The sequence below is a fragment of the Pseudomonas sp. 382 genome (assembly GCF_002759075.1).
Taxonomy (GTDB): Bacteria; Pseudomonadota; Gammaproteobacteria; order Pseudomonadales; family Pseudomonadaceae; genus Aquipseudomonas; species Aquipseudomonas vlassakiae.
The window spans coordinates 193,934-207,465 of sequence record NZ_PEMX01000009.1 but is presented as its reverse complement, the minus strand read 5'-3'; the positions used below and the strand labels follow the sequence as shown (position 1 = coordinate 207,465).

Annotated in this window: 8 protein-coding genes, 1 tRNA gene and 1 pseudogene; all 10 read left to right on the top strand. The window is 47.4% G+C overall.

Going from position 1 to position 13,532, the window contains the following annotated elements; genetic code table 11:
* Nucleotides 1-210: 210 nt before the first annotated feature.
* The 10 genes and pseudogenes from CQW31_RS13495 to CQW31_RS13450 all read left to right on the top strand — a co-directional run bounded on the left by CQW31_RS13495 (nucleotide 211) and on the right by CQW31_RS13450 (nucleotide 13,478).
* Nucleotides 211-1,977 (top strand): NACHT domain-containing NTPase, encoded by a 1,767-nt coding sequence (locus CQW31_RS13495; protein ID WP_099814685.1) that lies wholly within the window; start codon nucleotides 211-213, stop codon nucleotides 1,975-1,977.
* Between the two features lie 266 nt (nucleotides 1,978-2,243).
* Nucleotides 2,244-3,498: pseudogene (locus CQW31_RS13490) on the top strand (integrase domain-containing protein).
* A gap of 954 nt (nucleotides 3,499-4,452) precedes the next feature.
* Nucleotides 4,453-5,433, top strand: coding sequence for an integrase domain-containing protein (locus CQW31_RS13480; protein WP_099814684.1), 981 nt, complete (start codon nucleotides 4,453-4,455; stop codon nucleotides 5,431-5,433).
* On the top strand, nucleotides 5,430-5,705 hold the full coding sequence (locus CQW31_RS31635; RefSeq protein WP_099814683.1) for a hypothetical protein: 276 nt from the start codon (nucleotides 5,430-5,432) through the stop codon (nucleotides 5,703-5,705). The genes CQW31_RS13480 and CQW31_RS31635 overlap by 4 nt, the downstream gene beginning before the upstream one ends.
* Nucleotides 5,706-5,911: 206 nt before the next feature.
* Nucleotides 5,912-5,979 (top strand) — tRNA-OTHER (locus CQW31_RS31155).
* 42 nt (nucleotides 5,980-6,021) lie between these two features.
* The gene (locus tag CQW31_RS13470) at nucleotides 6,022-6,756 is read left to right on the top strand and encodes a hypothetical protein (RefSeq protein ID WP_099814682.1); all 735 of its coding nucleotides are present in this window, start codon (nucleotides 6,022-6,024) and stop codon (nucleotides 6,754-6,756) included.
* A 668-nt stretch (nucleotides 6,757-7,424) separates the two neighbouring features.
* Nucleotides 7,425-8,183 (top strand): hypothetical protein, encoded by a 759-nt coding sequence (locus tag CQW31_RS13465; protein ID WP_099814681.1) that lies wholly within the window; start codon nucleotides 7,425-7,427, stop codon nucleotides 8,181-8,183.
* A 1-nt stretch (nucleotide 8,184) separates the two neighbouring features.
* A complete protein-coding gene (locus CQW31_RS13460; RefSeq protein WP_099814680.1) occupies nucleotides 8,185-10,653 on the top strand; it encodes a DEAD/DEAH box helicase in 2,469 nt (822 codons plus the stop codon).
* Nucleotides 10,654-11,201: 548 nt separating this feature from the next.
* Nucleotides 11,202-11,585 (top strand): nucleotide pyrophosphohydrolase, encoded by a 384-nt coding sequence (locus CQW31_RS13455; RefSeq protein WP_090365758.1) that lies wholly within the window; start codon nucleotides 11,202-11,204, stop codon nucleotides 11,583-11,585.
* Nucleotides 11,586-11,609: 24 nt separating this feature from the next.
* The gene (locus CQW31_RS13450; RefSeq protein WP_099814679.1) at nucleotides 11,610-13,478 is read left to right on the top strand and encodes a DUF2075 domain-containing protein; all 1,869 of its coding nucleotides are present in this window, start codon (nucleotides 11,610-11,612) and stop codon (nucleotides 13,476-13,478) included.
* The last annotated feature ends 54 nt before the right edge of the window (nucleotides 13,479-13,532 follow it).

Sequence of the window (13,532 nt, the reverse complement as noted above, 5' to 3'; positions counted from 1 at the left end):
TTGCCGGCGTACTCGAAATCGGAAAAGCTCATCTGACTCATGGGATGGCAGACTTGTAGAAGGCAGTTGGACGGAGGGCTATTTCAGCACAGGTCAGATGGCCTGTGCTGACTTGATCGGAGAATCCCTAGGACGGATAGTGAAGCAATCCTGTTTACTTCAGAGGGAGAGTGATAGCATAACGCCTTTAACTCAACTGAGATTACCAGGATGGAACCTAATACAGTATCTGCGGCAAACTTTCTGGCAAAAAACTGGGACAAAATCTCAAGAATATACAAATCTGCAGACGAAGCACTGAAGATCAATATAAAAAGCGCTTATTCAACTTATTTAACAAGAGCCGCAGAAAAGCATTCCAAAGGTAAATCCTTTTTTATACGCCAGCCGACCGATATCTATAAGTACTACGTCCCAATTAGCCTTCAATACCAAGCAAAAGAAATCGAAGCACCTGATATTCAGAAATGTGTATCTCACAGCCGAACGTTGGTGATATCAGGAAGCGGTGGATCTGGAAAAAGCGTTCTACTCAAACATTTATTCCTGGACTGCATCAATAGCGGATTGTATGTCCCAATACTTTTGGAACTGCGCGACCTAAACCAGCAGTCTATCACACTTAAGGACTTCATAAGCGAAACATTAGAGGCCTATGGTTTCCGCATCGACGGAGGGTTGGTGGAGTCTTCTAAAAAAAATGGTACGTTTTGTTTTTTTCTGGATGGATACGATGAGGTAATCCATAGTAAGCGAACGAAGCTCTCCAGAGAGATCAAGCAGCTTTCAAATAAATATCCGAGCTGCCCAGTCATCATATCTTCAAGACCTGATAATACCTTATCAGGTATGGATGAATTCATGACGCTGTCAGTCGCACCATTGAATCTGAAGCAAGCGCAAGAATTGGTCAAAAAGTTGGAATTTGATGATGACATAAAAAACAATTTCTCGAAAGACTTAGAAGCCACTCTGTTTGAGAAACACAAATCTTTTCTGTCAAACCCGCTTCTTCTCTCCATCATGTTACTAACATATGGTGAGTACGCAACAATCCCAAACAAATTGAGTGTTTTTTACAACCAGGCCTTCGAAGCCTTATTCATTAAACACGACTCGTACAAAGGTGGATACAGTCGAGATTTTCTTACAAAATTAGATATTTTAGATTTCTCAAGAATTTTCTCAATATTTTCCTTGCAAACATATGACAAGCAGGTTTTTAGCGCCAGTAGAACCGACTGCTTGAAATACTTTGCGAAAGCACAAGAATCTACGCGCCTACAATTCAGCCCTGAAGACATATTATCCGATTCACTTAATGCTGTTTGTATGCTGATTGAAGACGGGCTTGAGGTGGCATTCACCCACAGAAGCTTTCAAGAGTATTTTGTAGCGCTGTATATATCCAGCGCAGCGCCGGATGTCCAGCAGCGCCTAGTAGATAGGTATTGGAACAGAATGCGCTCCGACGTGGTCATCCAGTTGCTACATGAAATCAATCCAGAACTGGTGGAGAGAACTTTAATAATTCCTGCCTTGGATCGAATGATAAAGAAAATAGGAATTAAAAATAAAGCTGGCATAACACACGCAGTCAAAATCTTTAAAACTTATTATAAAGCCCTCACAATCAGTAAAGATCGAATTGCCGCCACTTGCAACTCAATGAATGCCGATGAGATGGACGTAGTGCACTTTGCAGTCCAAAACTACGGAAAGTTTGTTCTGGCCACATCAGACGAGTATCAGAATCAGACTAAAACTTTGATCGAGAAATACTGTCCCACAACGAAAAATATTCGATATGAACGCAGTGAATTGAACATGCGAAACCAATGCTTGAAAGACTTATTAGCAGGAAAAGGTGGATTCTCCGTGGTCTACTATAACGCAGCCATTACGGTCTGGCGTGCGCTAAAAGAGAAGCATGATCGTCGCCTGGATCGGCTAGATGATCTTCTTACCTTGAAATGACAGGGTTTTGACAGCATTCACTCTGTAAACCCTGAATAATAGGGTCTCGACGGGGGTTCAAATCCCCCCGGCTCCACCAAATGATCAAAAAAAGACGTCCACGGACGTCTTTTTTTGTGCCTGCGATCCAGTAAATACGCGGCTTCCAGAGCTTTTGCGGTCTTTGGAGAGTTTTTGAGTTCCAGCCATTCGGGTATTCCAGACGGTATTCCAGCTCACCTGGTGCTAATCTTTGGAATACCGAATCAGTGCCTGAGGACAATCTCATGCCTGCTCAAAACCTCCGCCTCTCCGATCGACAGCTCAAGGGAGTCAAACCCGCGTCCAAGGATTACGTCCTCACGGACGGTGACGGTTTGCAGCTCCGCGTACGCAGCAACGGCTCGTTGCTGTGGAATTTCAACTACCGCGAACCGGTGACCAAAAAGCGCATCAACATCGGCTTCGGGACCTATCCCGAACTGTCACTGGCGAATGCACGAAAGATGGCAGTCGATGCACGCGAGCTGCTCGCCCAAGGCATCGATCCGAAGGTGCAGCGAAATACGCTGAATGAAGCCAAGCGCGCAGAAACGGAACACACCTTCGAGAACGTGGCCACCGCCTGGTTCGAGCTCAAAAAAGACTCGGTCACCCCGGCCTACGCCGAGGACATCTGGCGGTCGCTAACGCTGCATGTGTTTCCCGACTTGAAAACGACACCACTGGTGAAAATCACCGCGCCGATGGTGATCGCATTGCTTCGTCCTATCGAAGCGAAAGGCAGCCTGGAGACGGTCAAGCGTCTTAGCCAGCGGCTAAACGAGATCATGACCTACGGTCAATTCCGGCTTGATCTTCGCCAACCCGCTCAGCGGTATCCGAGCGGTATTCAAGAAGCCCAAGAAAGAGAACATGGCCGCGCTTCCACCCGAGGAGCTCCCCGAGCTCATGCTGGAGATCGCGAACGCCAGTATCAAACGCACCACCCGCTGCCTGATCGAATGGCAGTTGCACACGATGACTCGCCCTGCCGAGGCGGCAACCACTCGCTGGGCAGACATCGACTTTGATAGGCGGGCCTGGACCATCCCAGCAGAGCGGATGAAGAAACGCCGCCCACACAGCATTCCGTTGAGTGATCACGCTGTCGCACTGTTGTAGTCACTAAAGACTCACAGCGGCCATCGCGAATACGTCTTCCCGGCAGACAGAAATCCACGCACCCACGCCAATAGCCAAACGGCCAACATGGCGTTGAAGCGCATGGGCTTCCAAGATCGCTTAGTCAGCCACGGCATGCGCTCGATGGCCAGCACCATCTTGAATGAGCATGGCTGGGACCCGGAGCTTATTGAGGTCGCACTGGCGCATGTCGACAAGGATGAGGTGCGCAGCGCCTACAACCGAGCCGACTACATTGAGCGTCGCCGACCGATGATGGCTTGGTGGAGTGAGTACATACAGAAAGCAGCGACCGGTAGCTTGCTTGCCTCAGCGTACGGCCAAGTCAGAGACAAGAACGTGGTGCCGATACGCTAGTGCTATGCAGGCGCATCAACGCCAGCAACAACAATTGAGCGTTCAAGATTCAGGGCGAGCAGCCTCGCTTTTCCGCTTCTTAGCGCGGGTCCATCCAAACAGGGCTGCAAAGCCGCCCTGTTTGGATGGACCTTACTTTGAAGAGCTAAAAGCAACCACGCTGTCCGCGGTTCGCCACGGAGTTACACCGATGGACAATCGTTCTTCAAGTCCAATGTGACCCTGAATTTCGAACCTTGACCCGGTTTATCCACAGGCGTAGAACTGGCCTTGCAAGCGCTGTCGATGACAGCAACCCAGGTGACCCGAACCTTGAAGGTCACGCCGTTCTCGCGGTGGTTCTCCCCCCAAATGGCGATTCGCATCCGGTAGCTCGCCCGGTCACCTCCCCGGTGATGGATGCCTACTTCAGATCATGGCCCTCGTGCGCCAGACGACACTTGCTACTTCGCTGCCCTGCAGCAACCTATCCGCTTGGCAGAATCTTGCGCCAACCTGCGCCCGTCTCTTTCTCCTGGAAAGAGACGGGCGCTTCTAGCACTGCTGCAGCCCATATAGAACGGGGCGTTGCCGCAACCCTCCTCATGACAATCGGCGTGACAAACGCTGATGTCACCAGCAACAGCGCTGTAGATGATGGTGCCGCAGACCAGGGAATGGACTGCACCTGACTGACAGTCAGGCATGCCCCGGTCATCGCATTGCTGCTTACACCTGGCTCAGGATCTTCAGGCACTGGTCTCGTCAGCCAATGCAGCCTCCACCCGCCCACCGGTAACGGTGCTCAGGAGGCCAGATCATGAGATGCCCAAGCTCCCGGTCGTAAAGAGCCGTCAGTCCCGCGTTAGTGGACATCCCCACAGGTCGCAGGGGCCTTGATCCCTGATAACACTCAGCATTCTTGGCGGGATGACGTGGGGCGAGGACTGGAGAGCTGAACATGAGGTGACCGATATGGCTTTGGTGGGTAGACGCGATGGCCGTAATTTCGGCTACTGCAGGCAGTTGAGCTACGCGGGGCCGCAAGCGCTGAAAGAAATGTTTGGCGGTGGCCACTACGGCACGGTCAAGGCGCACAGTGATCGGTGTCAGGCATTCGTCAATTGGTGTCGCTCCGAACAGGGGCCCGGTATCAATGATGCGCGGCAGATTGATCGGAAAGTGTTGGCCGACTATGCGGCGGATCTGCGCGACGTGGTTGGGCGCGGTGACCTTGCTGTCAGCACCGCACAAAACCGCCTATCCAGTGTTAACAGGACCATGGCAGCGCTTCGCGGTGATCAATGCGTGAAATTACCCAGTCCGAGCAAAGCGTTGGGTATGCAGCGCACCGGAGTTCGCCAGTCGATGCCACAGGGCCAAAACCGTGAACAGGTCAAGCAGATCATCAATGCGCTTTGCAGCCAGCATCAGCTACGAGCCGCCGCGATCGTCCTGTTGGCGCGAGCCACCGGCATGCGTTTGCGTGAGGCCATCCTAGCTGACCTGCCACGGCTGAGCCGTGAGGCTGAAGACCTAGGCAGGATCAACATCCAGGACGGCACCAAAGGTGGCCGCGCTGGCGCCTCGGCGCCACGTTGGATTGCAGTGAACGACAATGTTCGAGTTGCTCTTGAGTTTGCACGGCAAGTGTCGCCTGCAAGTAGCCGCAACCTGATTGCCTCACACGAAAGCTACCTGAGTCTTCTGCAAGAAAGCATCCGCCCGGCGCGGGACATCCTGCATGCACACAACCTCAAGGGCTTCCATGAGCTACGAGCGGCGTACGCATGTGAACGCTATGAGCAAATCACTCAACACCCTGCGCCTATCAACGGGGGCCAATGTTGCCAAATAGATCGGCAACTTGATCGTCAAGCCCGAAGGCAAATCAGCTATGAACTGGGGCATGGTCGAATCGATGTGATCGCCGCGTACATCGGAAGGCAGTCATGAGTAAGCCATTCGATATGGAGCTGTTCTTGGCTGGCGTGCTGACCGGGTCACTTGCGACGCGGCAACGCCATCTGCGGCAAGCGAGTATTATCCGATCCACCATCGCCGAGCGATGGAAGCGAGAGACGCCTTGGGCTTGGAGGAGAAAACACTTGGCTTGGTTTCTTGAGCATAACCTGAGCAATTACAGTCTGGAAACTCGATATTACTACGTGCTGACTGCGAGGCTACTCGTTCGTAGGTTAAAGAAGTCATGGGTTTTCAGTTGCTGAGGGCGGCGTCCGCTCGAGAGTCGATGCACGCTGCATGATGGATTGATTGGTCACGCGATTTTCAAGGCCTCAGCGTGCACGAAAACTGCACTCATTTGAGTGATAACCTCTAAGCTAACCAACCAAATGAATACACTCTGTTCACGGACTACACCATGACATTTGAAAATGTTTGACAAGCCTTGAAAGATCATTATCATTCTGGGCGGGCGATGGTGTAAAGGTAACACGCTTCCTCGGAAGAGTATTGTGAGGTTCGATTCCTCACCGCCAAAGATCATTCTGAGAGTGATCTTTGGCGGTGGATATCTAATTTATGACTAGAAACCCTTCAAAAATCTACAAATACCATGTCGCTAACCTCAAAGAACTTGAACTAGCGATTTCACAGGTAGCTCGCTTAACAACAGCAGCTATCGCCTCCAGTGATCCTCAGCGAAGTCTAAGGACGCTCAATCGTCTCCATGCATTTTTAATTGGGTCGTGGGCTGAAACTAGGCTGAACAAACTCTTAAATGAAGAGTTTGGCTTCACCGATTCTGAGCGACAACGCATTGAGTCTTTCTCGACTCAGCTTGATCGATGGACAAATACAATCGATCTAGCATTTCGCAAACACCATAATAAGCCTAAAGCTGAACTTAACGCTGACAATATTGGTGTTGCGCACGCGGCTAGACGACATGCGCTGCACGATGTCCTTGAGAAAGAGCTACGTATCATCATTGAGATACGAAACAAGTTAGCACACGGTCAGTGGTTCTACCCGCTCAACAGCGACAACACGGCTGTCGAGCAGGAGAAATATAAGCTGATAAACAACGAAAATGCCTTATCACTTCGTATCAAATATTCGCTTGTTGGATATCTCGCTGATGCGACTCATGATTTGGTCGTAAGCCCTAAGACATTTGAGCGTGACTTCGAAAAACATTTCCGCGGATTATTCCAGGCACGTAAAAACTTAGTTACACGTAAGTACGCAGACTACGCGGCGCGCCTAGTACAGGATAGGCAAAGAGCGAGGCAAGCTAAGAAAAAAGTCGATTGATCACTCAGCATTCACATCGAAATGATCCTAAATTGCACCCCAAACAAAAGCCCGACCTTAGTGTTGGGCTTTATTTTTCCTGCAACAATGTGCTTTGAGGTTTTTTACCAAATTTAATGCCACAAGAGATTCATCTGAGTCTGACCCCAAGCATATTTAGCCCGATAAATTATATCTGCCAACACTGCACTGCCATTAAAAACAAAAGCTACAACTTTTAACTACATATGAAACACCCTCTATAAACCATCAATCCTTAACCACCTAATTTCAAAAATTTTCCTCGGTCATTGCAAGATAATGCACCTAACGCACCGTAATGCCATAGTGCCACACGCCTGTTTTTTGGTACTATGCAAGTGGTTAAGAATTTTTGAGAAGGTGAAGAAATGGATCTCCCCCTCGATCGGGACCCACTTATAGGGCTACCTATACTTGATTTTTCCGTTTGTGCATTTTCTCGTCCGGCTAAAGACGCTAAACCTATCGTCTCAGGATCGACTCTCGCTAAACCCGGTAATCTGAAAGATCGGCTAACGGACCTACAGCCCCCCGCTTTATCTCGTATAAGATATATCTGGAAATACTACACAGGCGAGGTTCTGCGAAATGACCTAAGACTTGTCGTGCCTACTATCTAACCTAGCTAACAAATCTGGGCTATTGAAATGCTTCCAGTCGAAATAAAGCCAATATCGCCACAGCACGAACTTCATGTCATTGACATAAAGTTGCTAGATACCAAAATCACAAAATACCTAGATGAATTTCTGGTATCAATATGTGAGGGAAGCTCTGACAGCGAACTAGAACTAGTAAAAATAAGGTTAAAGCAGTTCCTTGCGGATAAAGACGAAAATACTCGCATGGGAGCCACTGCTGAACTTTTCGCGCACCTATATTTGAGAACCGTTGGATACAAGCAAGAGTTCCTATTTTTCAATCTAGAAGAGGGCTCAATAAAAAAAGGTTTTGATGGATTTTTCTCTAAGGACTCCGAAACCTACCTGCTTGAAAGTAAATCCGGCTCTATCAACACCAAACAAATAAGCCATAAAGATAAGTTGAAGCATGCATATGCTGATTTGGCAAAATATGTTGCTGGAAAAAGTGATAAAGGCAAAAACAACCCATGGAAAAACGCCTACAATCACGCATCCCATGCAGATGTAGGGACAGAAAAATCAATAAGAAAGAAAATAAAAGCCCTTCAAGACATGTTTGACAAGGGCACATTTAACAAAATAAATGAGTTCAACATAATAACATGCTCAACGATATTCCTAAATAACTCATGGGAAGCAAAGATAAGCCATGAAATCCTAAGCGACAATAGCTTTGTGTTGAAATTCGACGGAAAGACCACAAAAGCCATGTGCTTAACAAAGTCAAGCCTTAGTAGCTTTATACAGTATCTGGAGAAGTAATATGCCAATCAGCCTAACTTGGCTAAAGGACAATGAACTCTTCTCGGAGGTCATGAGAAAAACCTCACTCAACATCGAGCTAGACGATAGAGAGCTGGAATTCATCCTAAGCTGTGCAATTGTATTTTTCGACGAATACAACGGTGACAAACGAAAATCTACCTATTTCGAAATAGCGTATTACATAACTTTGAAATGTGCCATAAACAATGATTACTACCAACCACTATTAGACGCAAGCTCAAACTTTGGCATCTATCCAGTAGCAAAGTACATATCAAAAAACAAGTTAACCGACAATTCAACGAGTACAAATTTCACTTTAGAATACCAGTTAGACAAATTCATTAGAAATGACATCACTGAAACCTACGAACAAAAAAAATATCGAGAACAAATAATTAGTAGTGACAGCAAAGAAAACTGCTATATAGCGCCCACCTCGTTTGGAAAAAGCACACTAATCACAGACATCATAAAATCAGGGAACCCCAAGACTGTTGCAATCATCGTACCGACCAAGTCGCTACTCATTCAAACATACAAATTAATCAAAGAAAACTTTCCGCAACGTCACGTTATATTTCATGATGAAATGTACGACGGTGAAGGGGAGTTTATTGCGATTTTTACCCAAGAGAGAGCGCTTCGGCTTTTAAAAAATAGCGACATTTCTTTCGAACTGCTAGTAATTGATGAAGCCCACAACCTATTCGAAATGGATGGACGCAGTATACTTTTGACTAGGCTGATACGTAGAAATCGCCTAAGGAATCCAAACTCAAAGAACTATTATCTATCCCCATTAATCTCTGACACAGACAATCTCAAAATACATGAAGGCCAAAGTTTTTTTGAGCGCCGCATATCAAGCAATATTAAAGAGCCAGAAATATATGAGCTCAGGACAAATGGGGATCAATATACATACAACAGATTCTTAGATGAGTTCTATAAATCTGGCTTTGAGGAAGACATTGTTAGGTACATCATAGGTAAGGGAAAAGACAAGAATTTTTTATATCTTAGGGCTCCCAAGAGGGTTGAAGAACTTTCTATGTTGCTAAGCAAGGGCCTTAAGTATAAAAACTCGGCCACACTAAATGAACTATCTGAAATCATTTCAAACAACGTTCACAGTGATTTTTATTGCGTAGATCACATAAAAAAGGGATTGATTTATTTACATGGGAAACTGCCAGACCTTATAAAGGAGTACTTGGAGCACAAATTCTCCAAAATCAAAGATTTAGGATACATGGTTGCAAATTCGGTAATTCTTGAGGGTGTCAATTTACCTATTGACAACCTTTACATCTTGAACACTTACGACCTTGATGCGAAGTCACTAACCAATTTAATCGGCAGAGTCAACAGACTTAACGATGTATTCGACGACAGCAGACGATCGCTTGAGAGACTCGTACCGCCCATACACTTTGTTAACTCAGACCAGTTTAACAGGAAGGGTGGAAAAATGGAGAACAAAATAAGACTTCTGAAAAACGGCGCATTCAAGGATAAAGTGGAAAACCCTCTACTACTAAGCTTTGATCTAGACAAAATCCATAAGACATTAGATGCGGCACGAGAAAACTCAGACCAAGAGGATATAAATCACCTAGAGCGCAAGATCAGTCAATTTGAATACTTGAAAAATAAAGAGGACTTTCTGATAAATCACGACGGAATTGAGGATAGCAAAGTAAAGCATACACTTATGGAATCAGGGATTTCTACTGTTTACCATAATGCAGAATCAATTTTCCAATTACTTGAACAGCGACTCTACACGATCCCTTCTAGCGAAGAGTGGGCTATCGCCGACGTAATTGATAAAGTTTACTTGTACTTCATCAAGTCTCTTGAAAGTCAGGTTTCAGATGCAGCATTCCTTCGTCTTCAGCACCCAAAAGCTCGCGATTTCTACAAGCTATTCATAAGAAATTTACATCGCTTAAATCTTAAAGATCACTTAGCAGAAACAGTCAAATTTTTCCATAGCATAAAATCTAACGAAAGCGGAAAAGAGTTCTTTATTGGTACGTCTTACGGTGAAATAGCCAAGACCAGGGACGATGGAACTTACGGAAACAACGTATATGTTGATCTTTCAAAAAAAACAGATAAGGAATTGGTAAATCTAGCACTTGTAAAAATAAAGATAGAAAGCGACTTTGTTTCTTATCAACTGAATGAATATGTAAAGGCTCTCTATGACTTGCGCCTTCTAACTGAAAATGAGTACAACCTACACATCTACGGAACCACCAAAAAAACAAACACTAAATTTGTCAAAATGGGAATAAGCGGAGCCTTAGTCAATAAGCTGGAACGTGACAAGCAGACAGACAATATCTCAATAACTGAGCTGGGCGAAATAAAATACAACGCCGACTTTTACAATTATCTAATCTCTCAAGATGACCTTACACAATTTGAAATCAGGAAATACATAGACATCAAATAAACTTTTTATAGATTGATATTAAAACCTGACCGCAGCACCTCAAATTCCCTCTTCTCATAAATCAGCTGAGGCAATCAAGAGGTGCAAGGGCATGAATAGAATGCAGTGCAAAATTATCCTTCCAGCTCTGAGCGTCCTGACGCACCCCAGTTCGATTCCAGCGAACTCCACAAAGAACCAAATAATATATAGCTACTGTATGGGGTACGCTCGAAAACCCACCAAATTCCAGCACCGCGAATCCTATGCCCTCTCAGCAAGAAACCGTTCGTCTGGTGCCAATTGCCATCACCTGCAACCAGAATCGGTCCAGCCTGAAAACCAACGAACAGAGCGAGAAAAGGCCGCTAGTCGGCGGGCGTGAGGTCGTCGCGGCCTATTTAGCCACGCTCAAAGTACCTAGCGAACACTGACGAGCAATGCGGCCAGCAGAAAGCGTGTGAGAAAAACACAAAAAAGCTGCGCAAGCAGCGAAAACTCTTACAATCTTAGGCCAGATTTCCTACACATTTTTTTGCCCCCCCCCCCGATACTCAAGAGATAGCTCCGTGAGTGACTCAGACACATCATCCGCACCACTGGTTGACGTAGTGAAGCTTGCCGCATCCCTTCAGCGTTTCGCAGATGATCGCGACTGGCAGCAGTTCCACTCCCCAAAGAATCTCATCCTGGCGCTCACTGGTGAGGTAGGAGAGCTGTGCGAGATTTTCCAATGGATGAGCGATGCCGATTCGCTCTCCGTAGCTAAAGATCCCGAAATCGGCCTCGCCGTAAAAGACGAATTGGCGGACGTACTGATGTACCTGGTTCGCCTGAGCAGCGTGCTCGGCATCGACCTCAACGAGGCGGTGACACGGAAACTCGCCTCGAACGGCCAGAAATACCCTGTGGATAAAGCCAAAAGCAGCAGCAAAAAGTACGACCGACTCTGAACAACTCGAATCCAAGGACAGCCCGTGATCGTCTACGCTGCGACCAAACAGCAATTTCTTAAAGACAACGATAACGATGACATTGAGGAAGTGATCCTCAGGCATTACAAGGAAGCTACCGGAAAGAATGTTGGCACATCGGAAATCAGGTCGTGGCAAGGATCCCTAACGTACATGGCCAAGGTCCTTAGAGATGAGGGCCTGCCGAGCGACGCAGGCCTGGCAATTGAATTGCACATTCCACAGTCGTCGAAGCGAATCGACTTTCTACTCACCGGTCGCGACGAAAACCAGGCAAAAAAGGCCGTACTGATAGAGCTGAAGCAATGGAGTAAGGCCAACGCCACAGCCAAGGATGCCATCGTCAAAACGGCGTTGGGTGGCGGCCTCATCGAGACCATTCACCCATCCTATCAGGTATGGTCATATGCAGCTCTGCTGGAAGGCTTCAACGAGGCGGTGTATGACAAAAGCATCGAAATCCGTCCGTGTGCCTACCTCCATAACTACGTCAGCGACGGGGTTATAGATTCAGCTCACTACGAGCCCCACATCAGCAAGGCTCCGCTGTTTCTGAAAGGCCCGGAAGAGCTCAGTAAACTCAGAAGCTTTCTGAAGAAGCATATAAGTCATGGCGACAACAAAGAGGTTCTTTACGAGCTGTCCGAAGGAAAAATTCGCCCGTCCAAGGCGCTAGCCGAAGCCCTCGGTGGGTTGATGAGAGGCAAACCCGAGTTCGTATTGATTGACGATCAGAAAGCAATTTTTGAGTCGGCACTGGCGGCGGCAAGCGAGGCCTCGGACCAAGCACCCAAGGTGATGATCATCGAAGGTGGACCGGGCACCGGGAAAACTGTTCTCGCTATCAATCTGCTGGTGAAGCTCACCGAATTGAAGCTGATGAGCAAATACGTCTCCAAGAATGCTGCCCCACGCAAGGTCTACGAAAGCAAACTGGTTGGCACCATCAAGCGCAGCCATTTCTCGAATTTCTTTTCAGGCTCTGGGGCATTCATCGACACTGAGCCCAACACATTCGATGCGCTTATCGTGGACGAAGCTCATCGGCTGAATGAGAAAAGCGGGCTTTATGGAAACCTTGGGGAAAACCAGATCAAGGAGCTGATTGATTCAGCTAAATGCTCAATTTTCTTCATTGATGAAGACCAGCGTGTAACCTTGAGCGATATCGGCAGCAAGCAGGCGATACGCGCCTTTGCAAAGGCCAAGGGTGCTGTGGTTGAAGAACACGTGCTGTCTTCGCAGTTTCGCTGCAGTGGTTCTGACGGTTACCTGGCATGGCTGGATGACACGCTAGGCATTCGCTCGACGGCAAATCCGACGCTTGAGACTCAAGAGTACGAGTTTAAGGTGTTCGACTCACCCCAAGCGATGCATGAAGCAATCAACGAGAAAAACCACGGAAACAAAGCTCGTGTGGTCGCGGGCTATTGCTGGCCTTGGTTGAGCAAGAAAGACCCCGCCGCCGCTGATATCGTGATTGGTGACTACAAACGCCAATGGAATCTGGATCAGGATGGCAGCCTATGGATCATCGCTGAAAACTCCATCGAGCAGGTTGGCTGCATTCATACCTGCCAAGGTTTGGAAGTCGACTACATCGGGGTGATTATCGGACCAGATCTGGTCGTACGTGACGGTCAGGTAGTGACCTCCCCGGATGAGCGCGACAAGCACGATAAATCGATTCGCGGCTGGAAAAAAATGATGAAAGAGCAACCTACCCTCGCGAAAAGTGAAACAGATCTGATCATCAAAAATACGTACCGAACCCTGATGACAAGGGGGATGAAGGGTTGCTACCTGTACTGCACCGACAAAGAGACGGCGCAATACTTCGAGAGTCGGCTTAGCCAACACAGCAATCATTGACGGTATCGTTTGCTAGGAGCCCCTGTGCCGGCGAGCGCAGGGGCAACAATCAAC

Bases quoted from the DNA above. Each gene is read 5' to 3' on its own strand.
- CQW31_RS31635 (WP_099814683.1), top strand. From the start codon at position 5,430: ATGAGTAAGCCATTCGATATGGAGCTGTTCTTGGCTGGCGTGCTGACC.
- CQW31_RS13460 (WP_099814680.1), top strand. From the start codon at position 8,185: ATGCCAATCAGCCTAACTTGGCTAAAGGACAATGAACTCTTCTCGGAG.
- CQW31_RS13495 (WP_099814685.1), top strand. From the start codon at position 211: ATGGAACCTAATACAGTATCTGCGGCAAACTTTCTGGCAAAAAACTGG.
- CQW31_RS13470 (WP_099814682.1), top strand. From the start codon at position 6,022: ATGACTAGAAACCCTTCAAAAATCTACAAATACCATGTCGCTAACCTC.
- CQW31_RS13465 (WP_099814681.1), top strand. From the start codon at position 7,425: ATGCTTCCAGTCGAAATAAAGCCAATATCGCCACAGCACGAACTTCAT.
- CQW31_RS13480 (WP_099814684.1), top strand. From the start codon at position 4,453: ATGGCTTTGGTGGGTAGACGCGATGGCCGTAATTTCGGCTACTGCAGG.